Below are 23,001 nucleotides of genomic sequence, written 5' to 3' on the forward strand. Positions count from 1 at the left end.
TCCTGACCCTTTGGTCAATAATGGAAGGCATGGAGGCCCTCTTGGCCAAAGCCTTGGCGGGGGAAGGCTTCTTCGCCTTTCCCGGCGTCCTCCTGGTGCGGGGACCAGACGCCTTTTCCTTCCTCCAGGGGCAGTGCACCCGCGACCTGAGGCGGCTTTCCGGGCCCGCAGGGGCCTTGTTCCTCAACCACAAGGGGCAGATCGAGGAGGGGGCCACCCTCTTTCCCCACCCGGAGGGCTACCTCCTTGCGCCGTGGGGTAGCCTCGAGGGCCTTTGGCATCGGCTTAAGCGCTACATCGTCTTCGACCAGGTGGAGCTTTTGACGCTTCCCCTCTACCGCCTGATCTATGCCGACGGGCGGGAGGAGGTAGGGGAAGGGGCCGAGGGCGCTTGGCCTGCGGAGCTTTACCCCCTGTACACCCTGCTCAAGGGCCTTCCCCTCCTGGAGGACATCCGGGGGGAGCTGCCCCAGAGCGTGGGCCTCCTCTCCCTGGTGGACTACGGCAAGGGGTGCTACGTGGGCCAGGAGATCATGGCCCGCACCGAGGGCAAGGCGGTGCCCTACCGTCTGGTGGGCCTAAGGGCCTTGGCGGTGGGGGAGGCGCCGGCGGAGCTCCTTTGGGCGGGGAAGCGGGTGGGGGAACTCAAGCGCCTGGAGGCCACCCCCTTTGGCCCCTTGGGCCTGGGGGTGGTGCGGCAGGAGGTGCCCTTCGGGGCCGAGGTGGAAGGGGGCGGGGGGCGCTACCGCCTTGCCCCCCTTCCCTTTGAGGAGGTTGAGGAGGCGGCGTGGAGCGGGCAGAGATCATCGGGGTAGGCACGGAACTCCTTTACGGGGAAACCCTGGACACCAACACGGCGGAGATCGCAAGGAGCCTCAAGCCCTTCGCCCTCAAGGTGGAGCGGACCCTCAGGGTGGCGGATGAGCCCGAGCCCTTGGCCCGGGAGGTGCGGGCGGCTTGGGAGCGGGCGCGGCTTTTGGTGCTCTCGGGGGGGCTCGGCCCCACCCCGGACGACGTGACCCGGGAGGCGGTGGCCCTGGCCCTGGGGGAGCCCTTGGTCCTGGACGAGGCGGTGTTGGCGGAGATCGAGGCCCTCTTCCGCGCCCGGGGGCGGGCCATGCCCGAGGCCAACCGCAAGCAGGCCCTGAAGATCCCCTCCGCCACCTGGCTTAAAAACCCCGTGGGCACCGCCCCCGGCTGGTGGGTGCGCAAGGAGGGCAAGGACCTCATCCTCCTCCCCGGCCCTCCACCCGAGTGGCGGCCCATGTGGCGGGAGGTTTTGCCGGAGCTTGCCCTTCCCCGTAGGCCCTACACCGAGCGGGTCTTCAAGACCTGGGGCATCGGGGAATCGGACATCGTGGAGCGGCTTGGGGAGCTATTCCTCCGGGAAGAGGAGGTGGAGGTGGGCACCTACCCCAAGCTCCACGGGGTGGAGGTGGTGGTGCGGGGCCGGGAGGACCGGGTGGCGGAACTTTCGGAAAGGATTAAGAAAAAACTCCTGCGGGAGATTTGGGGCGAAGGGGACTTGACCCTGGCCGAGGCGGTGAAAAGGCGCATGGAGCTGGAAGGAGCCACCCTGGCCACCATGGAAAGCCTCACGGGGGGGCTCCTTGGGGCGGAGATCACCCGGGTTCCCGGGGCGAGCCGCTTCTACCTGGGGGGCGTGGTATCCTATTCCGTAGGGGCCAAGGCCCGCTTCGGTGTGCCCGAGGAGCTCCTCGCCAAAACGGTTTCCGCCGAAACGGCCAAGGCGATGGCGGAGGCCGCACGGTCCCTTTTCGGCGCCACCTACGCCCTAGCCACCACGGGGGTGGCGGGGCCCGAGCCCCTCGAGGGCGAACCCGTGGGCACGGTCTACGTGGCCCTGGCCACCCCCAAGGGAACCGAGGCTAGGCGCTACCGCTTTCCCGGGGACCGGGAGGCGGTGCGGCTTCGGAGCGTGTACGCCGCTTTGGCCCTTTTGGTGACATGAGGCTTTTCTACGCGGTTTTCCTCCCTGAAGACGTGCGGCGGGCCCTGGTGGAGGCCCAAGGTAAGGTGGCCCGTTACAAGGGCTGGAAGGAGGTGGCGCCGCACCAGCTCCACCTCACCCTCCTCTTTCTGGGGGAAAGGCCGGAAGGCGACCTGGAGGACCTCCTGGCCCTCGGCCACCGCTTGGGGCGCCAGCACCCCCCCTTTCCCGCCCGCATCCGGGGCACGGGCTACTTCCCCAACGAGGGAACCCCCCGGGTCTGGTTCGCCAAGGCGGAAGGGGAGGGGTTTTCCCTCCTGGCCGAGGCCCTGCGGGAAGGGGTAGCGGAGGCCTTGGGGGAAGAGGCCCTTAGGGCGGGCGGGGACAAGCCCTTCAAGCCCCACATCACCCTGGCCCGGCGCAAGGCTCCCGCCCCCAGGGTGCCCCCGGTGGTTTTCGGCCTGGAGTGGCCGGTGACCGAGTTCGCCCTGGTGCGCTCGGAGCTCAAGCCCAAAGGGCCCGTCTACACCATTTTGGAGAAGTTTCCCTTGCGAGGTGAGCATGGACGAGAACAAGAAGAAAGCGCTGGAGAACGCCCTGAAGACCATTGAGAAGGAGTTCGGCAAGGGGGCGGTAATGCGGCTTGGGGAGATGCCCAAGCAGCAGGTGGACGTGATCCCCACGGGCTCCTTGGGCCTGGACCTGGCCTTGGGCATCGGGGGCATCCCCCGGGGCCGGGTGGTGGAGATCTACGGCCCCGAGTCCGGGGGCAAGACCACCTTGGCCCTCACCATCATCGCCCAGGCGCAGAAGCAAGGGGGTGTGGCCGCCTTCGTGGATGCGGAGCACGCCCTAGACCCCCTCTACGCCGCAAGGCTTGGGGTGAAGGTGGAGGACCTCTTGGTTTCCCAGCCGGACACCGGGGAGCAAGCCCTGGAGATCGTGGAGCTTCTCGCCCGCTCCGGGGCGGTGGACGTCATCGTGGTGGACTCCGTGGCCGCTTTGGTGCCCAAGGCGGAGATCGAGGGGGATATGGGGGACGCCCACGTGGGCCTCCAGGCCCGGCTCATGAGCCAGGCCTTGCGCAAGCTCACCGCCGTATTGGCCAAGAGCAACACCGCCGCCATCTTCATCAACCAGGTGCGGGAGAAGGTGGGGGTGATGTACGGCAACCCCGAAACCACCCCTGGGGGGCGGGCCCTCAAGTTCTACGCCAGCGTGCGCTTGGACGTGCGCAAAAGCGGCCAGCCCATCAAGGTGGGGAGCGAGGCGGTGGGCATCAAGGTCAAGGTGAAGGTGGTGAAGAACAAGCTGGCCCCCCCCTTCCGCGAGGCGGAGCTGGAAATCTACTTCGGCAGGGGGTTTGACCCGGTCATGGACCTGGTGAACGTGGCCGTGGCCGCTGGGGTCATCGAGAAGGCGGGGAGTTGGTTCTCCTACGGGGAGCACCGCCTGGGCCAGGGGAAGGAGAAGGCGGCGGACTTCCTGAAGGAGCGGCCCGAGCTCCTGGAGGAAATCCGGGCCAAGGTCCTGGAGCGGGCCGACCAGGTGGTCTTGGCTGCCAGCGAAGAGGGGGAGGAATGAGCCTTCTGGACCTGGTGCTTTTGGCCCTAGTCCTCCTCCTTTTGGCGGCCCTCTTTTTCAGGCGGAAGGGCGAAGACCGCACGGGGGAGGAGGCGAAGGCGGTTTTGGACACCGCCAAGGAGGAGGCGAAGGCCGCTTTAGAGGCCGCCCGCAAGGAGGCTAAGGAGATCCTCGAGGCGGCCCGGCACGAGGCCAAGGTCCTGCGGGAGGAGGCCGAGGCCCGGGCCAAGGCCTTGAAGGCGGAGCTGGAGGCCGAGCTCAAGCGCCGGACCGAGGCGCAAGAGCAGGAGACGAAAAAGCGCTTCGCCGAGGTGGAGGAGCGCCTAAAGGCCGAGCGGGAGGAGTTGAGGGCGGAAAGGGATCGGCTCCGCTCCCTCCAGGAGGAGCTCAAAGCGGAACGGGAGCGCCTCAAGGAGGAAAGGGAGGAGCTTCGCCGGGAAGCGGAAAGGCTTTCCAAGCGGGGTGAGGCCTTGGACGCCCGGGCCCTAAAGCTAGACGCCCTGGAGGAGGCCCTTTCGCAAAAGGAGGCGGCCCTCAAGGCCAAGGAGGCGGAGCTTTCCGAGCGGGAGAAGGAGATAGAAAAAAGGCTTTACCAGGTGGCGGGCCTTTCCCCCGAGGAGGCGCGCAGGCTCATCCTGGAAAAGCTGGACCAGGAGTTGGAGGAGGAAAAGGCCCAAAGGGTTAGGGCCGCCTTGGAGAAGGTGCGCCTCGAGGCCCGGAGGGAGGCGCAGAAGATCCTGGCCCAGGCCATGCAGCGCCAGGCTTCGGAAACCGCCGCACAGCTTGCCGTTTCCGTGGTCCCCATCCCCTCCGACGCCATGAAGGGCCGGATCATCGGCCGGGAAGGGCGGAACATCCGCACCTTTGAGGCCCTCACGGGGGTGGACCTCATCATCGACGACACCCCGGAGGCGGTCCTCCTCTCCTCCTTCAACCCCGTGCGGCGGGAGATCGCCCGCATGGCCTTGGAGGAGCTTCTCAAGGACGGCCGCATCCACCCAAGCCGCATCGAGGAGGTGGTGGAAAAGGCCAAGCAGGAGATGAAGACCTTCATCTACGAAAGGGGCGAGGAGGCGGCCTTGGAGGCTGGGGTGGTGGGGCTTAAGCCTGGCCTCATCCAGCTTCTGGGGCGGCTCCACTTCCGCTCTAGCTACGGCCAAAACGTTCTGAAGCACTCCGTACAGGTGGCCCACCTGGCGGGGATCATGGCGGCGGAGCTCGGTCTGGACGCCGCCATGGCCAAGCGGGCCGGGCTCCTGCACGACATCGGGAAGAGCGTGGACCGGGAGGTGGAAGGGAGCCACGTGGAGATCGGCATCGCCCTGGCTCGGCGCTTCGGGGAGCCCAAGGAGGTCCTTGACGCCATCGCCCACCACCACGACCCGGAGAACGCCGAAACCACCTACGCCGTCTTGGTGGCCGCCGCCGACGCCCTCTCCGCCGCCAGGCCCGGGGCCAGGCGGGAAAGCCTGGAGGAGTATCTGCAGCGCCTCGAGGCCCTGGAGCGCATCGCCCTTTCCTTCCCTGGGGTGGAGACCGCCTTCGCCGTGCAAGCGGGCCGCGAGGTGCGGGTCATCGTCAAGCCGGACAAGATCACCGACGCCAAGGCGGTGCTCCTAGCCCGGGAGATCGCAAGCCGCATCGAGCGGGAGATGAACTATCCGGGGCAAGTCCAAGTGACGGTGGTGCGGGAGAGCCGGGCGGTGGAGTACGCCAGGTGAGCTAGAATAGGGCGATATGCTTCGGGGCGAGGACATCGGGATTGACCTGGGGACGGCCAGCGTCCTCATCTACGTGCGGGGGAAGGGGATCGTCCTCCGCGAACCCTCGGTGATCGCCGTGGTGCAGGGGAAGCGGGAGGTGAAGGCGGTGGGGGCGGAGGCCTATCGGATGCTCGGGCGCACCCCCGGCAACATCGTGGCCGTGCGCCCCTTGAAGGATGGGGTCATCGCCGACTATGCCCTCACGGAAAGGATGCTCCTCCTCTTCCTGCAGAAGGTGCTTTCCCCCATGAGCCGCTTCTTCAAGCCCCGGGTCATGGTGGGGGTGCCCTCTGGGGTCACGGACGTGGAGAGGCGGGCGGTGGTCCAGGCGGTTTCCGCCTTGGCGCAGAAGGTCTACCTCATCGAGGAACCCTTGGCGGCGGCCATCGGGGCCGGCATCAACGTGGCCGAGCCCACGGGGAGCATGGTGGTGGACATCGGGGGTGGTTCCACCGACATCGCCGTCATTTCCTTGGGGGGGATCGTGCGCTCGGAAAGCCTCCGCATCGCCGGGAACGAGATGGACCAGGCCATCATCCGCTACATCCGCCAAAAGTACAACCTCCTCATCGGCGAGCGCACCGCCGAGGAGCTCAAGATCCAGCTGGGCCGGGCCAAGCTCCTCCCCGGGGAGGAGAAGGAGGTGGCGGAGGTCCGGGGGCGGGACCTCATCAGCGGCCTTCCCCGCACCGCAGAAATCCCGGCGGAGGACGTGGCCGAGGCCCTCAAGGAGCCCTTGGAGAAGATCTTCCAGGGGGTGAAGGGGGTGTTGGAAACCACGCCCCCCGAGCTGGCCTCGGACATCTACGAGCGCGGCATCCTCCTCACCGGGGGCGGGGCGCTTCTAAAGAACCTGGACGTGGCCCTGCAGGAGGCCACGGGGGTGCCGGTGGTGGTGGCGGAAAACCCCATTGAGGCCGTGGCCCTGGGCACGGGGAAGGCCTTGGAGATGCTCCACGTCCTCGAGGACACCATCCTCTCCTCCGACGACGTCCTAAGGAGGTGAGGCCTTGGACATCCAGGAGATCCTCAAGCTCCTCCCCCACCGCTACCCCTTCCTCCTGGTGGACCGGATATTGGAGGCGGACGAAAAGCGCTTCCGTGCCTTGAAGAACGTGACCTTCAACGAACCCCACTTCCAAGGGCATTTCCCCGGCTATCCCATCCTGCCAGGGGTCTTGCTCCTCGAGGCCATGGCCCAGGCGGCGGTGGGCACCATCGCCAAGCAACCCGGCTTCAAGCCGGGGGGGCTCGTCTTCCTCGTGGGGGTGGAGGAGGCCCGCTTTAGGAAGCCCGTGGTGCCGGGGGACACCCTCATCCTGGAGGGGGAGCTCCTCCTCTTCCGCCGGGGCCTGGGCAAGGTGGCGGTAAGGGCCTTGGTGGAAGGGGAGGAGCGGGCGAGCGCCACCCTGAGCTTTGCCGTGCGGGAGGGGTGATGGACCTTTCCGCCTACCTCAAGCGGGCCCGGGGCGGGCGGGTGGTGCGCACGGGGTTTTTGGAGCTCGAGGACCAGGCCCTCCTGGAGGCCCAGGCAAAGGCGGAAGGGCTCAAGGTGGCCTTCTTCGGCGGCTTCCCCCTGGCGGAGCGGAAGGTGGCCGTCCTCTACCCCCCCGAGGTGCCGGGCGTCCCGGACCCGGTGGAGGTCTACCTCCTGGAGAAGGAGCCCCCGGACCTGGGGGAGGCCATGGGGGACGTGGAGGCCTGGGAGGAGGGGTATTTGGTGGCCCTGCTTCCCCAGGGGAAAAACGCTCTCCTGGAAGCGGGCTACACCCTGCATCCCGCCCCCGAGGCCGCCTTCAAGGCCACCAAGGGCGTGCGCACCCTGGTGGTCCCCTCCCTGCGGGTGGACGCCTTAGGGGCTAAGGGGTTCGGCGTTTCCCGCAGCTACTTCGTCCAAGGGGTGAAGGCGGGCAAGGTGCGCCTTAGGGGCAAGGTGGCCTCCCCTAAGGACGAGGTGCGCCCTGGGGATACCCTCTTGGCCGAGGGCTTGGGAAGCCTCCGCCTCTTGGAGGTCCTGGGCGCCACCCGCCGGGGCAACGTCAAGGTGCGGGTGGAGGTGGAGAAGGGTTAGGCGTCATTAGTTTGGGTGGGGGGAAGGAGAGAGTGTGAGCCCCCCCACTTGCCATGAAAACGCAAGGGGTAGTAGCATTCAGGCCGTAAGCCCCAAGATATGGGGGGATTGCGGAGGGATTATGGAGCGCTATTTCTTTGACGAGCACGCCCAAGCCATCGCTAAGCGCCAGTATCTCCAGCCCGGGGACGGGGATATTCTGGGCATGTTCCGCCGGGTGGCCCGGGAGATCGCCAAGCCGGAAAAGCCCGAGGAAAGGGCGTACTGGGAGGAGAAGTTCTTTGAGCTCATGAGCTCTAAGCGCTTCTCCCCCGGCGGGCGCATTCTGGCCGGGGCGGGCACCGCCCACGGCAACCTCCTCAACTGCTTCGTGCAGGGGGCCACGGAAAACCCTCCCGAAAGCTTTGCGGGCATCATGGAGGTGGCCAAAAAGCTCGCCTTGGTCACCAAGGTGGGCGGGGGAAACGGGGTGAACCTGGACCCCTACCGCTCCCGGGGCACGAGGAAGCGCCGGGCGGTGCAGGGGGTGGCTTACCTCTCCGCAGGCCATCCCGACGTGGAGGACTTCATCCGCGGCCTCATGCGCCCCCCCATCAACCCCGATGGCCCCAAGGAGGAGATCGCCCTCAAGAACTTCGCCCGGGTGGTCTACGGGGAGGTTTCCCCCGAGCTTAAAGCGTTGGCGGAGCGCTACGGGGTGGCCGTGGTCCAGGAGCCTCCGCAAGACGCCATCCGGGTGCCCGACGATATGGGGGGCATCGTGGAGGCCGCCAGGGAGGCGGCGGACCGGGCCCGGCGGGGGCTTGTGCCCCACGTGGACTTCTCCCTCCTTCGGCCCGAAGGCGCTCCCATCCGGGGAAGCGGCGGGACCAGCTCCGGCCCCGTGAGCTTCCTCTTTGAAATCTTTGACAACTTCCTGGAGTGGGCGGCCTTGGGGGCGGAGGAGGCGGGCCCCGTGGCTACCCTGCGCTACGTCTACGCCCCCGTGCTCCGGGTGGTGCGGCAGGGGGGGTGCCTCCATCCGGACACCTTGGTGCACACGGACCGGGGCACCTTGCGTCTTCGCGAGCTTGTGGACCCCTTCCGGCGGGGCTGGCAACGCCACACCCTAAGCGTGGCCACCGATGAGGGATGGCGGCCAAGCCCCGAGGGGTACAACAACGGCGTAGCCCCCACCCTCCGGGTGGTGTTGGAAAACGGCCTCGAGGTCCAAGGAACCCCTAACCACAAGCTCAAGGTCCTCCGGGAGGACGGAACGCGGGCGTGGATGGAGCTCCAGGAGCTTAAGCCCGGGGACTGGGTCATCTGGGTGCTGGATGAGCACACGGGCACCCCGGTCCAACTCGCCCCCTTGGACGAGGCCTTCCACCCCAACGCCAACCCCATCCGCACCCCAGAGGTGCTCACCGAAGACCTGGCTTTCCTCCTTGGGTTCTTCTTCGGGGAGGGCTTCGTGAGCGGGGACCGCATTGGGTTTTCCGTTCACGAGGAAGAGCCCATGCGGGCGGAGGTCAAGCGTCTCTTCCGCGAACTCTTTGGACTGGAGCTCCGGGAAGAGAGGAAACCCGGAGACCGGAGCGTTACCCTGGTGGTTCGGAGCCGTCCCCTGGTCACCTGGCTCCGGAAGAACGGCCTGCTTAAGGGGAAGGCACAGGAGTTGGAGGTCCCGAGGGCCATCCGCCAAAGCCCTCGCCCCGTCCTCGCCGCCTTCCTCCGGGGCCTCTTTGAGGCCGATGGCACCGTGACTGCAGGCTATCCCATGCTGGTTACCGCCTCCAAGCGCCTGGCCCAGGACGTGATGGTCCTCCTGGGAGGGCTTGGCATCCCTTCCAAGCTCCTCCGCTACAACCCCCGCCCCGGGCGCTTCTCCAAGGCTGAGCACTACCGGGTCCGGGTGGTGACCGCCAAGGGCCTGGAGCGGTACCTGGAAAGGATTGGGGTGCCTCAAGGCTCCCGCCTCGAGGCCCTTTACGGAAGCCGGCCCGACACGCGCCGAGAGTCTAGCTGGCCCTTACCCCACGCCGAAGTTCTCTTGAGGCCCCTCCTGGAGGTGGCGGGAAAGGGCAGGAAAGGCCATGCTTCTCCCTACACCCCCTTGCGCAAGGACCTTCTCCGGTATCTCCGGGGCGAGCGCCAGCTCACCGCCACGGGGTACACCCTGGTCCAGGAGAAGGCCCTAAGCTTGGGCTTGGAGGCCGAGCCCTTCGCCTTCAACGAGTACTACGTGCGGGTGGCGGCCGTGGAACCGGGGGGGGAGATCCTTACCCTGGACCTTTCGGTGGAGGGCAACCACACCTACCTGGCCAACGGCCTGGTGAGCCACAACACCCGCCGCGGCGCTGGCATGGCCACCCTCGCCCTCGAGCACCCCGACCTATTGGACTTCCTCACCGCCAAGGACCTGGACCGGGAGAAGGCGGAGGGGGATATCTCCACCTTCAACATCTCCGTTTTGGTGAGCGATGCCTTCATGCGGGCTTTGGAGCAGGACGCCCTTTGGCCCGTCACCCCTGTGGAGGTCCCCGGCAAGTACTACCCCTACCCCCTGGAGGGCCCCTACACCGGGAAGGTGCCCGAGCTTCCCGAGCGGGAGGACGGGGCCAAGCCCATTCCCCTTTACGAGGGGAAGGTGCCCGCCCGCTGGCTCTGGCACGAGATCGCCTGGCACGCCTGGGCCACGGGGGAGCCGGGGCTCATCTTCGTGGACCGGGTCAACGCCCTTTCGGCCCTGAAGGGGTTGGGGGAGCGCTACCAGATCCGTTCCACCAACCCCTGCTTCGTGGGGTCCACCCGGGTGCCCACGGAGTACGGCTTGGTGCCCATCGCCGAGCTGGCGGAGAAGCCGGAAGGCTTTTTCCTGGTCACGGATAACCGGGCTCCCTTTGGGGGTATGGGCCGGCCCATGCCTTATGAAGGCACCACGGTGCGCCGGGCGGCCAAGGCCTTCTTCACCGGGGTGAAGCCAGTGGTCCGCTTGAGGACGCGGGAGGGGCTAGAGCTCACCCTTACCCCCGACCACCTGGTCCTTACCCTCGAGGGCTACCGGGAAGCGGGTAGCCTCCGTCCGGGCGATCGGATTCTGGTCCAAAGCGGAGAGGGCCTATTCCCCAAGGAGGTGGTCCTCCCGGCCCCCGCCTTGGCCGTGGTGCGGGAGCGGGTGGCCATTGCTGGAAGCCGGAGCGGGGTGGGAAGGGCCGATGTGCGGGCCCGGTACGCCAACCTTCCCACCCAGTGGAGCCGGGAGCTGGGCGTGGCCTTGGGGTGGCTTGTGGGGGATGGCTACCTGCGGGAAGACGGGGTGGGCTTTTACTTCTCCCAGGAGGATTTCCAAGCCCTTGGTTGGCTTGTGGACCTCCTTCGAGATTGGTTGGGCGGAGGAACCCTCCAGAAAACCTTCTCCAACACCTACCACCTGCACTTTAAGCGTATACCTGCTGAGTTCTTCCAGGCCCTTGGGGTCAAGGTGGCCAAGGCCATGGAGAAGCGGGTTCCTGAAAGCCTTTTCCGGGCTCCTCGGGAGGCGGTGGTGGGCTTCCTCCAGGGGCTCTTTAGCGCCGATGGCTCGGTCCAGATAAACCCGGGCAAACGAGATGCCACGGTGCGCTTGGCCTCCTCTAGCCCGGCTTTGCTGCAAGATGTGCAGCTCCTTCTGCTAAACCTCGGCATCTTCGGCAGGATTTATCGGCGCCGCCCCCGGGGGGAAAAGCTCCTTCCCAACGGACGAGGCGGGGTAAAGGCGTACGAGGTAGCGGAGCAGTACGAGCTCGTCCTGGGGGGTAGGAACCGCGACCGTTTCGCTGAGGTGGTGGGCTTTTTGCAGGAGGCGAAGCAGGCGAGGCTTCGCGCCTACCTTCAAGACCGCCCTCGAGGGAGTTACCGCAAGCCTTTTGTGGCGGTGGTGGAGTCCCTCGAAACCTTGGGGGAAGCCCCCGTGTACGACCTCACCGAACCCGTGACCCATAGCCTCATCGCTAACGGCTTGGTCTGCCACAACTGCGGTGAAATCCCCCTCACCGTGGGCGAGCCCTGCGACCTGGGCGCTTTGAACCTCGCCGCCTACGTGAAGGACGGGGAGTTCCAGATGGAAGCCTTCCGCCAGGACGTGCGCACGGCCATCCGCTTCCTGGATAACGTCCTGGACGTGAACCGCTTCGCCCTTCCCGACAACGAGGAGGCGGCCAAGAAGCTCAGGAGGCTTGGGCTTGGGGTCATGGGCCTCGCCGACATGCTCATCCGCTTGGGCCTCCCCTACGATTCCGAGGCGGCCCGGGAGAAGGTCTACGAGATCGTTTCCGCCATGCGGGAGGAGGCCATAAAGGCCTCGGAAGCCTTGGCCGAGGAACGGGGGGTCTTCCCCCTCTACGAGGCGCACCGGGAGTACTTCGAGGCCCTGGGCGTGAAGCCCCGGCGCAACGTGGCCGTCCTCACCGTGGCCCCCACGGGCACCACCAGCATGCTCATGGGGGTTTCTAGCGGCATCGAGCCCGTCTTCAGCCCCTTCGTCTGGCGCAGGATCGGCGGGGAGTACAAGCCCCTCCTCCACCCCCTCTTCGTGGAGCTCATGGAGGGCTATCCGCCTGCCCCTGGCTACGAGAAGGACGGCAAGTGGGACTGGGACAAGATCATCGAGGAGATCCAGAAGGACGGGCACGGCTCGGTGCAGAACCTCCCCTTCGTGCCCGAGGCCATCCGTAAGGTCTTCCGTTGCGCCCACGACATCCACCCCCTGGACCACGTGCGCATGCAAGGGGTGGTGCAACGGGCCTTCGACGCCGAGGGGTACGCCGCCAACTCCCTCTCCAAATGCCTTGCCAAGGGCACCTTGATACCTACTTCCCGCGGGCTTATCCCTGTGGAAGAGATTGCCCCACCTCATCCCGAGGACACGTTTGTTCCCGTGGAGGGCCTCTACACGGCGGAAGGCTACCGCATCACCGCCCACTACTTTGCCGGGAAGAAGCGGGGGGTTCGGGTGCGTCTGGACAACGGCTCCGAGCTTGTAGGGGCTTGGGAAAGCCACCGCGTCCTCACCCCAGAAGGTTGGCGCCTCATGCGGGACCTGAAGCCGGGGGATCTCGTGTTGGGGAAGTTGGTGCCTTCCCATGGCCCTGGAGGCGCTCCCATCCCCTTGGACCTTCCTCGCCGCACCGACGCCAAGCCCCTTCCCCTGCCCGAAAGGATGAGCCCGGAGTTGGCCCTTTTCCTGGGCATGTTGGCGGCGGATGGAGCCACGGTAGAGCGCACGGGCTTTGTGGGAATCGCCACCAAGAGCCCGGAGGTGGAGGCGGTTTTCCGCGAAGTGGCTTATAAGCTCTTCGGCGTGGAGCCCAAAGTCACCCTGGACAAGCGCACGGGGGTGCGAAACCTTTACCTGCTTTCTAGGCGCTTGGCCCGCTACGTGGAGGCCTTGATCGGCAAGGGGGCCAAGGGGAAGCGGGTGCCCTCCCAGATCCTCCAGGGGAGCCCCGAGGAGAAGCTGGCCTTCCTCCGGGGGTTGACCTTGGACGGGTACGCCCGTCAGGACCTGGGCCTCATCCTTTACGAGGGCAAGAGCCGCCGGCTCGCCTACGAGGCCGCCGAGGTGGCCCGCAGCTTCGGGTTGCCCTTGGTGTACCAAGGCCGCAAGAAGGTGAAGGCGTCCAAGGAGACGTATTTTGTCCACTCGGTGGTGGTTTCGGGCCCCCTTCAGGAGTTGGTGGAGCCCATAGAAAGCCACAAGCGCATTCCCCGGGTGGACAAGCAGTATAGGGTCTTCGTGCCCGAGGAGGTTCTGGCCGCTACCCAGGTGGGGGTGCATCATCCCGGCTACCGGAACCTGAAATCGGTGCGGGATAGAGGGGTATCCCACGTGTACAACCGCACGGCGGATCGTTTGGGTTGGCCCACGGAGGTTCTGGCCTTCCGGGTGGTGGCGGTGGAGGATGCGGGCGAGGTGGAGATGTACGACATAGAGGTGGAGGACGTCCACCGCTATGTGGTGAACGGCATCATCTCCCACAACACTATCAACCTGCCCCACGAGGCCACGGTGGCCGATGTGGAGGCCGCCTACACGGAGGCCTACCGCACGGGGTGCAAGGGGATCACGGTCTACCGCGACGGCTCGCGGGAGTTCCAGGTGCTCACGGTGAAGAAGGAGGCGAAGGAGGTAAAAGAGGTAAAAGAGGTAAAAGAGGAGAAGGCGCCCGAAGGGGAACCTCAGGTGGCCCCGGCCAGGGAGCCAGGGGGTCCCGTCTACGAGCGCCCGGGCCGCCTCATGGGCTTCACCGATATGGTCAAGCTCCTCTCCCCCGAAGGGACCAAGCGGAGCTTCCTCGTCACGGTGAACCTCCTGGGGGACAGGCCCATCGAGGTCATCCTCACCTCGGGCAAGGCGGGGGACGAGGCCAACGCCGACAGCGAAGCCCTGGGCCGGGTGGTGTCCATCGCCCTGCAGTACGGGGTTCCCCCCGAGGCCATCGTCCGCACCCTTAGGGGCATCAACGGGGGGCTTTACGGCACCTACCAGGGGCGGCTTGTCTCCAGCAAGGCCGACCTCATCGCCGTGGCCCTGGAAACCATCCCCCAGGCCTTCAAAGGGGCGGCCGAGGCGGCGGAGCCCCTGCCGAGCCTCTCGGGCGGGGGCCTGGCCCTGCCCGGGGCCCTCCCTTGCCCGGTTTGCGGGGAGAGGGCTTTGGTGCGGGAGGAGGGTTGCTACAAGTGCCAGGCCTGTGGCTACTCCAAGTGCGGCTAGGGTGAGGCCGTGGTGCGGGTGAAGATCTGCGGCCTCACCCGCCTCGAGGACGCCCTCCTGGCCGAGGATCTCGGGGCCCACGCCCTGGGTTTCGTCCTCGCCCCGGGCTCGCCCCGGGGGGTTTCGCCCCCAAGGGTGCGGGAGATAGCCGCAGCCCTGGGGCCCTTGGTGGTGCGGGTGGGGGTCTTCCGGGACCAAGCCCCGGAGGAGGTGCTTCGCCTCATGGAGGAGGCCCGGCTCCAGGTGGCCCAGCTCCACGGAAAAGAGCCCCCGGAGTGGGCGGAGGCGGTGGGGCGCTTCTATCCCGTGATCAAGGCCTTTTCCCTGGAAGGCCCCGCCGACCCTGCCTGGGCCGGCTACCCCGCCTGGGCCCTCCTCCTGGATAGCCCCCGGCCCGGCAGCGGCCAGGCCTACCCCCGGGCCTGGGCCGAGCCCCTCCTGGCCACGGGGAAGCGGGTGATCCTGGCCGGGGGGATCACCCCGGAAAACGCCCCCCAGGCCCTGGCCCTCCGCCCCTACGCCATCGACCTGGCAAGCGGGGTGGAGGAGGCCCCGGGGGTGAAGAGCCCAAAAAGGCTCGAGGCCCTCTTCGCCCAAGTGCGGGCCTTTATGATGGGGGTGTGAAGGGCCACCCCTTTTACCCCTATCTAGAGGCCCTCTTGCAGGCGGCGAGCCTGGCCCAGGGCATCCACGCCTACTACCTGGCCAAGGGCTTCACCCAGGGGACCAAGTCCGGCCCCACGGACCTGGTGACCCAGGCGGACCGGGAGGCGGAGGCGGCCATCAAGGACCTCCTCCTTTCCCGCTTCCCCGAGGCGGGGTTCTTGGGGGAGGAGGGGGGAAGCGAGGGCGGAAAGGCCCTCCGCTTCATCGTGGACCCCTTGGACGGCACGGTGAACTACGCCCACGGCTTCCCCTTTTACGGGGTTTCCTTGGCCCTGGAGGTGGAAGGGGTCATCCAGGTGGGGGTGGTGCAGGACACCGCCCGGGGAGAAACCTTCTACGCCCTCCGGGGTGGGGGGGCCTACCTGGACGGGCGGCCCCTCCGGGTCACGGAGCGGGGGGAGCTTTTGGGAAGCCTCCTCGCCACGGGCTTCCCCTACGATGTGGCCAAGGACCCCGAGAACCTCACCTATTTCGCCCGCGCCCTGAGGCGGGGGCTGTTGGTGCGGCGGCCGGGAGCGGCGGCCTTGGACCTGGCCTACGTGGCCGCAGGGCGTCTGGAGGGCTTCTGGGAGGTGAAGCTCAACCCCTGGGACGTGGCGGCGGGGTGGCTTCTGGTGGAGGAGGCGGGGGGGCGGGTGACGGACCTGGAGGGGAGGCCCTACCGCCTGGGCCACCGCTACATCGTGGCCACCAACGGGCGCATCCACGAGGCTTTGCTCCGGGTGCTCCGGGAAGACTAGAATGGGGGCATGGACCTAGAGGCCAAGAAGAAGGTCCTGAGAAGCTTCACCTACGGGCTTTACGTCCTCACCGCCAGGGACGGCGAGGAGTACGCTGCCGGCACGGTGAACTGGGTGACCCAAGCCTCCTTCACCCCGCCCCTCATCGCCCTTGGGGTGAAGCGGGATAGCCGCCTCCACGCCCTCATAGAGCGCACGGGGAGGCTCGCCCTCATGACCTTGGCCGCAGACCAAAAGGCCATCGCCCAGGACTTCTTCAAGCCCACGCAAAGGGAGGGGGACACCCTAAACGGCCACCCCTTCGTCCCCTCCCCCACCTTCGGCCTGCCCCTCCTCACCGAGCTTCCCTATTGGCTCGAGGCCGAAGTACGCCACCTCTATCCCGGGGGGGACCACAGCCTGGTGGTGGCGGAGGTGGTGGAGGCGGGGGTGCGGTACGAGGCCAAGCCCCTGGTGATGTGGGACACGGGTTGGTTCTACGGGGGCTAGGCCTGGCAGCGGGGGCAGAAGTGGGTGCTCCTGCCCCCCACCACCTCCCGCCGGATGGGTCCGCCGCAGGCGGGGCAGGGGAGGCCAGACCGCCCGTAGACGGCGTGGCGCTCGTGAAAGCTACCCGGAAGCCCGTCCGGCTGCCGGTAGCTTTGGTCGGAGAGCGTGCTTCCCCCTAGGGCCACCGCCTCGGACAACACCTCCCTTAGCGCCCGGTAAAGCCTTTCCCCCTCGGCGGCGCTTAGGGATGAGGCCCGCCGCAGGGGGCTTAGCCGGGCCCGGAAGAGGGCCTCGTCGGCGTAGATGTTCCCCACCCCCGCCGCCAGGGTCTGGTCCAGGAGGAGGGCCTTGAGGGGCCTTTGGCTCCGGGCCAGGCCCTGGAGGAAGCCCGTGAGGGTGAAGGCCTCGGAGAGGGGCTCGGGGCCGAGGCGGTTTAGGAGGGGGATTTCCCGGTAGTCCCCCTGCCGCACCACGAGGATGCGGCCAAAGCGCCGGGGGTCGTGGAAGTGGAGGCGTAACCCCTCCAGCTCCCAGGTGAGGCGGGTATGGGGGGTGAGCTCCAGGCGGAACCCCCCGGTCATCCCCAGGTGCACCACCATCTCCAGGCCCTGGGAGAGGGCGAAGAGGAGGAACTTCCCCCGGCGGCCGATCCCCTCCACCCGCTTTTCCACCGCCTCCTCCACGTTGCGGTAGCGCTCCGGGTCCCGGTGGCGCACCGCCAGGACCCGCCTTCCCAAGACCAGGGGGAGGAGGCGCCTCCGGGTGGTTTCCACCTCGGGAAGCTCAGGCACGGGGCCTCCGCGCCGCCAGGAAGCGGTAGAGCCTATCTCCCAAGCCCCAGGGCTTTAGGAGGAGGAGGAAGGGGTAGAGGGGGAGGAGAAGGGGCAGGCGGCGGGCCAGGTGGAGGAGGGCCCCGTAGCCGCGGTAGACCCTTCTCCCCTCCAGGACGTGGAGCTCCCGGAGGAGGTCCTCGGGGTCCAGGTCCCGGGCCGCTTGGAGGGGCTCCACCCTAAGGCCTCGCCCCAGGTCTAGGGCCTTAAGGACCCCGCCCAAGGCCCGGCAGTAAGGGCACTGGGCGTCAATCAGCACCCGCATGGGCCTCCACGGGGACGGGCTCCCCCTTCTCGTTCACCGCCACGTAGGTAAGGGTGCCCTTGGTGGCCAAGGTCCGGCCGTTTTCCTGGCCGAAGCGCTCCTTGTAGACCTCCACTTCCACGGTTAAGGAGGTACGCCCCACCCGCACCACCCGGGCCACCACCTCCAGGAGGTCCCCCGTGCGGATGGGAACCTTGAACTCCACGCTCCCCACCGCCACGGTGACCACGGGCTTCTTGGCGTAGCGGGCGGCGGCGTAGGAGCCCACCTTGTCCATCAGGCCCAGGACGAAGCCGCCAAAAGCCGCCCCCAAGGGGTTGGTGTGCTCGGGGAAGACGAGCTCGAGGGTCCGCGCCTCCATGCCCTTAGCCTACAGGAGGGCGTCCGTGAGGCGGGCCATCTCCTCGTCCTTCGCCGTGATGCCCCCGGCGCTGTGGGTCCACCACTCCACCTCCACCCTGCCCCACTCCACGGTGAGGCGGGGGTGGTGCCCCTGGGCCTCGGCCAGCTCTCCCACCCGGTTGGCGAAGGCCAGGGCCTCCCGGAAGTCCTTGAAGCGGAAGACCTTGGCGAGCCGCTTGGGGTTTTCCCGCACCTCCCAGTCCATGCCCTAAGGGTAAAGCGAAACCCCCCGGGCCATTGTGCCCGGGGGCCTTTTGGTTGCGGGGGCGGGATTTGAACCCGCGACCTTCGGGTTATGAGCCCGACGAGCTACCAGGCTGCTCCACCCCGCGTCGCCATCCTTAACTATAGTGAAGGATGGCACCTTTGTCAAGGAGGGCGGGGCTTGCCTTGCAAACTCCACCAAAGAGCGTTGACCCTTTGACCTAGCCGCCCCAGAATAGGAAGGGTGCGCGCTGCCTTCCGCACCTTAGGGTGCAAGGTCAACCAGGTGGAAACCGAAGCCCTCTTGGGCTTTCTTAAGGCGTTGGAGCCCCAGGTGGTGCCCCTGGAGGAGGGGGCCGACCTCGTGGTCATCAACACCTGTGCCGTCACCACCACCGCCGAGGCGGACGCCAGGAAGGAGGTCCGCCGGGCCCGGCGGGCCAACCCCAACGCCTTCATCGTGGTCACGGGGTGCTACGCCGAGCTCGCCCCCGAGCAAATCCGGGAGCTGGGGGCGGACGTGGTGGTGCCCAATAGCCGTAAGGCGGAGCTTCCCAAGGTCATCCTGGAGCACTTCGGCCTCCCCTCGGACCCCATCACCACCCCTCCCAACGAGTTCTGGGGGGCGGGGGAAAGGGGGCTTTTAAATAGCCGGGTGCGGGCCTTTTTGAAGGTGCAAGACGGCTGCCAGGTGGGGTGCGCCTACTGCATCATCCCGAGACTTCGCGGCAAGGAGCGCCACCGGGACCACCAGGACGCCTTGGCTGAAGCGGAGGCCCTGCTAAGGATGGGCATCAAGGAAATCGTCCTCACCGGGGTGCGCCTGGGGAGCTACCGGGGGCATCCTAAGGGCATCGCCGGGCTCGTGGAGGACCTTTACCACCTGGGGGCCAAGGTGCGGCTTTCCTCCATAGAGCCCGAGGACACGGGGGAGGACCTCCTCAGGGTCATCGCCCGCTACGCCCCTGCGGTCCGGCCCCACCTGCACCTTTCCTTGCAGACGGGTTCGGACCGGCTCCTTAAGCTCATGGGCCGCCGCTACGACAAGGCTTACTACCGAAGCCTGGTGCAAAGGGCCTACGAGCTCATCCCGGGCTTCGCCCTCACCACCGACGTCATCGCTGGCCTGCCCACGGAAACCGAGGAGGAGCACCGGGAAACCCTGGCTTTCCTGGAAGAGCTGAGGCCCACCCGGGTCCACGCCTTCACCTACACCCCAAGGCCCAAGACCCGGGCCGCCTCCATGCCCCAGGTGCCCCCGGAGGTGCGCAAGCGCCGCACCAAGGAGCTCATCGCCTTGGCCCAGCGCCTGGCGGAAGAGCGCCTGAGGCCCAAGCTGGGGGGGGAGGTGGAGGTCTTGGTGGAGCGCCTTCAAGGCGGGCACGCCCTGGGCCACACCCCCGACTACTACGAAGCCCGCCTCACGGGCTCGGCCCGTCCAGGAGATACCGTTTGGGCCCGGGTGGAAGGGGTGGAAGGGTACACCCTCCTGGGCCAGGTGGTGGGGATCAAAGAGGGGCTTTTGGAGCTCCCCATAAGGTAGACTTTTCCCATGGACTGCGTGTTTTGCCGCATCATCCGGGGGGAGCTTCCCTCGCGCAAGGTCTACGAGGACGAAGCGTTTGTGGCCTTCCACGACATCCGGCCCAAGGCGCCGGTGCACGTTCTGGTGGTGCCCAAGGAGCACGTGGAGAAGCTTTCCGACTACCCCGATAACGAAGAGGGGGAAAGGAAGCTTGGGGCTTTGTTCCGCACCGCCAACCGGGTGGCGCGGCTCCTAGGGCTTCCCGGCTACAAGGTCCAGGTGCACGTGGGGGAGAAGGGCGGTCAGGAGGTCTTCCACGTGCACGTGCACGTTATGGGGAGCCCCGCTTGAGAAGAAAGCGGTCCAGCACCCGGCCTTCAGGGTCTAGGGCGTAGCCTTGGAGGGTGGTTTCCGTGGCCTCCAAGAACAGGGCGTGGTGGGCCACGTTCAGGGACTGGCTGAAGGGGAGGGGCACCCGGGTGGGGTAAAGAGGGGCGCCCCCGCCCCCCAGAACCAGGTGGGTGGTGGGTCCCACCCGGAGCCTTTCGTAGTGGTGGTCGTGCCCGGCCAGGACCAGGGGGACTTCCGCGCGGCGCAAAAGGGGCTCCAGCAGGCTCCGCAAGAGGGGGCTTCCCCCGTGCAGGCCGGACGAGTAAAGGGGGCGGTGTAGGACCACGACCCGCCAAGGGGCGGAGGAGGTGGCCAGGGCCTCTTGTAGCCAAGCCTTTTGCTCCCGAAGAGAGGCTTCGGTGTACAGGAAAAAGAACTCTAGGGCGCCAAGGCGTAGGCGGTAGAAGGGTTTGGCTAGGCCAAAGCGTCGGAGCTGCTGGGCTAAGGCGGGGGCGTCGTGGTTGCCAAAGGCCGGGTAGAGGGGCAGGGTGGGGAGGTCCTGGAGAAACCGCTCCACCACTTGGCCCCGGGGGTAGAAGTTGTCCCCCACGGTGAGGAGGGCCAGGAGGGGCTGTTTTCCGTGTGCGTTCCGCAGAAGGGCCGCCACCTGGACCCTTCCTGGGGTATCGGCCCCCCAGTCGCCGAAGACCGCCACCCGGGCTGCGTGGGCCTGGAGGAGGAAGAGGAGGGCGAGGAGGGCCCGGAACACGGGCTAGGCTTCCGCTGCCCCGTGGGGCTTGAGGCTTGCCTCCTCCACCCCTGCCTTCTCCACCACGTCCTCCGCCACCAGGATGGGGGCTCCCACCCGGAGGGCCAGGGCCATGGCGTCGGAGGGGCGGGCGTCCACCTCTAGCTCAATCCCCCGGTGTTCCAGGATGAGCCGGGCGTAAAAGGTGCCGTCTTTCAGATCGGTGATCTCCACCCGCTTGAGCTTTCCCTGGAGCATGTCCATCACGGACAGGAGAAGGTCTGGGGTGAGGGGGCGGGGAGGCTTTTCCCCTTGCAGGGCCACCACGATGTGGTGGGCCTCGAGGGGACCAATCACAATGGGAAGGAGCTTGTCGTTCTCCGTCCTGAGCAGGACCACCACGCTGCCGTTTTGCGGGTCCACGCCCAGGGTTTCAATCTTGGCGTGTAGCATACTTTGAGTATAGACTGGCGGCGTGAGGACCTACCCTGTGGAGATCGCCGGGGTCAAGCGGGAGCTTCCCATCGTCCAGGTGGGCCCGGACGTGGCCGTGGCCCTTTTGAACCTCTTGGGGGACACCGAGCTCACCGAGGCCGCCGCCGAGGAGTTGGCCAAGCGCCTCCCTTCCGAGGTGGAGACCCTGGTCACCCCAGAGGTCAAGGCGGTGCCCTTGGCCCACGCCCTTTCCCGCATCACGGGGAAGCCCTACGTGGTGGCCCGCAAGACGGAGAAGCCCTACATGATCAACCCCGTGAGCCGCCAGGTGCTCTCCATCACCACGGGCAAGCCCCAGCTTTTGGTGCTGGACGGAGCCGATGTTCCCCTCATCCGGGGGAAGAAGGTGGCCATCGTGGACGATGTGGTTTCCACCGGCTCCACCCTTTCTGGGCTGAGGGAGCTCATCGAGAGCGTGGGGGGGCAGGTGGTGGCGGTCCTGGCGGTCTTCACCGAGGGCACGCCCAGGCAGGACGTCATCGCCCTGGGCCACCTGCCCCTTTTTAAGCCGGAGTAGGAGGGCTTTATGGAAACCTATCCCATCGCCATCGGCGGCGTAACCCGGCATGTGCCCCTGATTGAGCCCCTACCGGGGCGGCGCATCCCCTTGGTGGAGTTTTTGGGGGACCCGGAACTGGTGCGGGCCGCGGCCTTGGCCCTTAGGCCCTTGGTGCCCAAGGAAACCGAGGTTCTCTTCACCACGGAAACGAGCCCCATCCCCCTCACCCACGTGTTGGCGGAGGAGATGGGCCTGCCCTACGTGGTGGCCCGCCGCCGCCGCCGCCCCTACATGGAAGACCCCATCATCCAGGAGGTGCAGACCCTCACCCTCGGGGTGGGGGAGGTGCTTTGGTTGGACCGCCGCTTCGCCGAAAAGCTCTTGAACCAGAAGGTGGCCCTTATTTCCGACGTGGTTTCTAGCGGCGAAACCATGCGGGCCATGGAGCGCATGGTTCAAAGGGCCGGGGGACGGGTGGTGGCGCGCTTGGCTGCCTTCCGCCAGGGAAGCCCGGCCTTGGATGTGATTACCGTGGCGGAGCTACCAGTGCTGTAGCCGCGTACATCTCCGCCCGGAGGCCGAGCCTCCGGGCGGTTTCCACGTTCTCGGGATCGTCGTCCAGGTAGAGGGTTTCCTCTGGGGAGAGGCCTAGGCCCTTTAAGGCCAGCAGAAAAGCCCTGGGGTCTGGTTTGGCCACCCCTAGGGCGCAGGAGGCGAAGAACCCGTCCACGTACCGGTCCAGGCCGTGGTAGGCCAGGCTTTCCTTAAGGCTTGGCAGGGTGTTGGAGAGCACCCCCACCTTGAACCCCCGCGCCTTTAGGTCCTGAAGGAGGGCTTCGGCGCCCGGGGCTTGGCGCATGAAGTGGTAGTAGCGGAGACCTTTAAGCCGCTTTGGGGGCAGGCCGAGGTCCTTGGCGGCCTTGTGGGCCAGGGTTTGGAAGAAGCGGGCTTCCTCTTTCAAGGTGCGCACCTTGAGCCAACGCACCGCCTCGAGGATTTCCCGCATGACCCAGGCCAGCACCGCCAGGGTTTTTTCCAGGCCTGGCCCCTGGGCGGCCAGCTCCAAAGCCTTCTTGTAAAGGGCCTCCTCGTCCATGAGGAGGAGTACCCCGTCCCGGTCCAACAAGGCCCCCCGCATGGGGCGAGTTTAGCACCCCCACCCGAGGAAGCGGGGTCAGGCGACCCGCCATACCCCCTTTTCCGTGGCCAGGTGCGTCATGGGCACGTCCCAGGGGTCCCGGGGGAGGTGGGGAAGGAGCAGGGCTTCCGGCGCCACCCCCAAGCGGGCGGCTTCCAGTTTGGCCAGGAAGCGGTCGTAAAACCCCTTGCCGTGCCCCAGACGGAAGCCTTCCCGGTCAAAGGCCAGGCCCGGGACCACCACCAGGTCTAACGCCCCCGGGTCCACGGGGGGCGTGGTGGGCTCCAAGAGGCCAAAGGGGCCTGGGGCCAGGGGGCCCAAGGGGTGCACGGAAAGCTCCTCCCCCGCCACCTTGGGCAGGTAGTAGCGGGCTGGGTATTGCTCCGTTAGGGCGAGGAGGTCCAGCTCGTGGGGCAAGGGGTGGTAGAGGAGGATGGCCCTAAACCCCTTTTCCCTAAGCCAGGGGACGAGCTGGGCCATCACCCTTTGGGAAAGGGTCTGGCGGTCCAAGGTTTTCCAAACGCCCAGGGCCCAGCGGCGTAGGGCGGGCTTGTCCACGGAGGGAGGG

The 23,001-nt window shown here is 67.1% G+C and carries 24 protein-coding genes and 1 tRNA gene; 16 read left to right on the forward strand and 9 right to left on the reverse strand.

The genetic code is table 11. The features are described from left to right. The first annotated feature begins 29 nt into the window (after positions 1-29). The 12 genes from ABXG85_RS05900 to ABXG85_RS05955 all read left to right on the forward strand — a co-directional run bounded on the left by ABXG85_RS05900 (position 30) and on the right by ABXG85_RS05955 (position 15,997). Entirely contained in the window at positions 30-815 is a 786-nt protein-coding gene (locus ABXG85_RS05900) for a YgfZ family protein (protein WP_353512795.1), read from the forward strand. Continuing rightward, entirely contained in the window at positions 788-1,972 is a 1,185-nt protein-coding gene (locus ABXG85_RS05905) for a CinA family nicotinamide mononucleotide deamidase-related protein (RefSeq protein ID WP_353512796.1), read from the forward strand. The genes ABXG85_RS05900 and ABXG85_RS05905 overlap by 28 nt, the downstream gene beginning before the upstream one ends. Next, a complete protein-coding gene (thpR, locus tag ABXG85_RS05910) occupies positions 1,969-2,562 on the forward strand; it encodes an RNA 2',3'-cyclic phosphodiesterase (protein WP_353512797.1) in 594 nt (197 codons plus the stop codon). Before ABXG85_RS05905 ends, thpR begins: the two co-directional genes overlap by 4 nt. Next, a complete protein-coding gene (gene recA, locus ABXG85_RS05915) occupies positions 2,513-3,535 on the forward strand; it encodes a recombinase RecA (protein WP_353512798.1) in 1,023 nt (340 codons plus the stop codon). The genes thpR and recA overlap by 50 nt, the downstream gene beginning before the upstream one ends. Next, positions 3,532-5,256 (forward strand): ribonuclease Y, encoded by a 1,725-nt coding sequence (gene rny / locus ABXG85_RS05920; protein ID WP_353512799.1) that lies wholly within the window; start codon positions 3,532-3,534, stop codon positions 5,254-5,256. The genes recA and rny overlap by 4 nt, the downstream gene beginning before the upstream one ends. A 16-nt stretch (positions 5,257-5,272) precedes the next feature. Next, positions 5,273-6,304 carry a rod shape-determining protein gene (mreB, locus tag ABXG85_RS05925; RefSeq protein WP_353512800.1) on the forward strand — a complete coding sequence of 344 codons (1,032 nt, stop codon included), beginning with the start codon at positions 5,273-5,275 and terminating at the stop codon, positions 6,302-6,304. 4 nt (positions 6,305-6,308) lie between these two features. Further along, positions 6,309-6,734, forward strand: coding sequence for a 3-hydroxyacyl-ACP dehydratase FabZ (gene fabZ, locus ABXG85_RS05930; protein WP_353512801.1), 426 nt, complete (start codon positions 6,309-6,311; stop codon positions 6,732-6,734). Further along, entirely contained in the window at positions 6,731-7,369 is a 639-nt protein-coding gene (locus tag ABXG85_RS05935; protein ID WP_353512802.1) for a S4 domain-containing protein, read from the forward strand. Before fabZ ends, ABXG85_RS05935 begins: the two co-directional genes overlap by 4 nt. A gap of 121 nt (positions 7,370-7,490) precedes the next feature. Next, positions 7,491-14,102 carry an LAGLIDADG family homing endonuclease gene (locus ABXG85_RS05940; protein WP_353512803.1) on the forward strand — a complete coding sequence of 2,204 codons (6,612 nt, stop codon included), beginning with the start codon at positions 7,491-7,493 and terminating at the stop codon, positions 14,100-14,102. A 12-nt stretch (positions 14,103-14,114) separates the two neighbouring features. After that, complete coding sequence (locus tag ABXG85_RS05945; protein ID WP_353512852.1) at positions 14,115-14,726, forward strand: phosphoribosylanthranilate isomerase; 612 nt, start codon at positions 14,115-14,117, stop codon at positions 14,724-14,726. Next, entirely contained in the window at positions 14,723-15,508 is a 786-nt protein-coding gene (locus ABXG85_RS05950; RefSeq protein ID WP_353512804.1) for an inositol monophosphatase family protein, read from the forward strand. Before ABXG85_RS05945 ends, ABXG85_RS05950 begins: the two co-directional genes overlap by 4 nt. 9 nt (positions 15,509-15,517) lie before the next feature. After that, positions 15,518-15,997 (forward strand): flavin reductase family protein, encoded by a 480-nt coding sequence (locus tag ABXG85_RS05955; protein ID WP_353512805.1) that lies wholly within the window; start codon positions 15,518-15,520, stop codon positions 15,995-15,997. On the opposite strand, the gene ABXG85_RS05960 is transcribed toward ABXG85_RS05955, so the two are convergent. From ABXG85_RS05960 to ABXG85_RS05980, 5 genes are all read right to left on the reverse strand, one after another. Continuing rightward, complete coding sequence (locus tag ABXG85_RS05960) at positions 15,994-16,788, reverse strand: DNA-formamidopyrimidine glycosylase (protein WP_353512806.1); 795 nt, start codon at positions 16,786-16,788, stop codon at positions 15,994-15,996. The genes ABXG85_RS05955 and ABXG85_RS05960 overlap by 4 nt on opposite strands. Further along, positions 16,781-17,092 (reverse strand): DCC1-like thiol-disulfide oxidoreductase family protein, encoded by a 312-nt coding sequence (locus ABXG85_RS05965; protein ID WP_353512807.1) that lies wholly within the window; start codon positions 17,090-17,092, stop codon positions 16,781-16,783. Before ABXG85_RS05965 ends, ABXG85_RS05960 begins: the two co-directional genes overlap by 8 nt. Further along, positions 17,076-17,453 carry an acyl-CoA thioesterase gene (locus ABXG85_RS05970; RefSeq protein WP_039455457.1) on the reverse strand — a complete coding sequence of 126 codons (378 nt, stop codon included), beginning with the start codon at positions 17,451-17,453 and terminating at the stop codon, positions 17,076-17,078. Before ABXG85_RS05970 ends, ABXG85_RS05965 begins: the two co-directional genes overlap by 17 nt. A 9-nt stretch (positions 17,454-17,462) precedes the next feature. After that, positions 17,463-17,699 carry a 4a-hydroxytetrahydrobiopterin dehydratase gene (locus tag ABXG85_RS05975; RefSeq protein WP_353512808.1) on the reverse strand — a complete coding sequence of 79 codons (237 nt, stop codon included), beginning with the start codon at positions 17,697-17,699 and terminating at the stop codon, positions 17,463-17,465. 50 nt (positions 17,700-17,749) lie between these two features. Continuing rightward, positions 17,750-17,826, reverse strand: a tRNA-Met gene (locus tag ABXG85_RS05980). A gap of 116 nt (positions 17,827-17,942) precedes the next feature. On the opposite strand from ABXG85_RS05980, the gene ABXG85_RS05985 reads away from it, so the two are divergent. Together ABXG85_RS05985 and ABXG85_RS05990 are read left to right on the forward strand one after the other, a co-directional pair. After that, positions 17,943-19,241 (forward strand): MiaB/RimO family radical SAM methylthiotransferase, encoded by a 1,299-nt coding sequence (locus tag ABXG85_RS05985; protein WP_353512809.1) that lies wholly within the window; start codon positions 17,943-17,945, stop codon positions 19,239-19,241. A gap of 9 nt (positions 19,242-19,250) precedes the next feature. Beyond that, entirely contained in the window at positions 19,251-19,574 is a 324-nt protein-coding gene (locus tag ABXG85_RS05990) for a histidine triad nucleotide-binding protein (protein WP_353512810.1), read from the forward strand. On the opposite strand, the gene ABXG85_RS05995 is transcribed toward ABXG85_RS05990, so the two are convergent. After that, entirely contained in the window at positions 19,555-20,322 is a 768-nt protein-coding gene (locus tag ABXG85_RS05995) for a metallophosphoesterase (protein ID WP_353512811.1), read from the reverse strand. The genes ABXG85_RS05990 and ABXG85_RS05995 overlap by 20 nt on opposite strands. A gap of 3 nt (positions 20,323-20,325) precedes the next feature. Next, positions 20,326-20,754: a bifunctional nuclease family protein gene (locus ABXG85_RS06000; RefSeq protein ID WP_353512812.1), complete on the reverse strand. Its 429-nt coding sequence runs from the start codon at positions 20,752-20,754 to the stop codon at positions 20,326-20,328. Between the two features lie 22 nt (positions 20,755-20,776). On the opposite strand from ABXG85_RS06000, the gene ABXG85_RS06005 reads away from it, so the two are divergent. Together ABXG85_RS06005 and ABXG85_RS06010 are read left to right on the forward strand one after the other, a co-directional pair. Then, positions 20,777-21,313, forward strand: a complete 537-nt coding sequence (locus tag ABXG85_RS06005) for a phosphoribosyltransferase family protein (RefSeq protein ID WP_353512813.1) — start codon at positions 20,777-20,779, stop codon at positions 21,311-21,313. Positions 21,314-21,322: 9 nt separating this feature from the next. Continuing rightward, positions 21,323-21,850 carry a type I phosphoribosyltransferase gene (locus ABXG85_RS06010; RefSeq protein WP_353512814.1) on the forward strand — a complete coding sequence of 176 codons (528 nt, stop codon included), beginning with the start codon at positions 21,323-21,325 and terminating at the stop codon, positions 21,848-21,850. Here ABXG85_RS06010 and ABXG85_RS06015 read toward each other — a convergent pair. Both ABXG85_RS06015 and ABXG85_RS06020 read right to left on the reverse strand, forming a co-directional pair. After that, positions 21,822-22,433, reverse strand: a complete 612-nt coding sequence (locus ABXG85_RS06015) for an HAD family hydrolase (protein ID WP_353512815.1) — start codon at positions 22,431-22,433, stop codon at positions 21,822-21,824. The genes ABXG85_RS06010 and ABXG85_RS06015 overlap by 29 nt on opposite strands. 36 nt (positions 22,434-22,469) lie before the next feature. Beyond that, positions 22,470-22,991, reverse strand: a complete 522-nt coding sequence (locus tag ABXG85_RS06020; RefSeq protein ID WP_353512816.1) for a 5-formyltetrahydrofolate cyclo-ligase — start codon at positions 22,989-22,991, stop codon at positions 22,470-22,472. Positions 22,992-23,001 lie beyond the last annotated feature (10 nt).

Origin of the sequence: Thermus sp. LT1-2-5 (assembly GCF_040363165.1) — a bacterium.
GTDB lineage: Bacteria > Deinococcota > Deinococci > Deinococcales > Thermaceae > Thermus.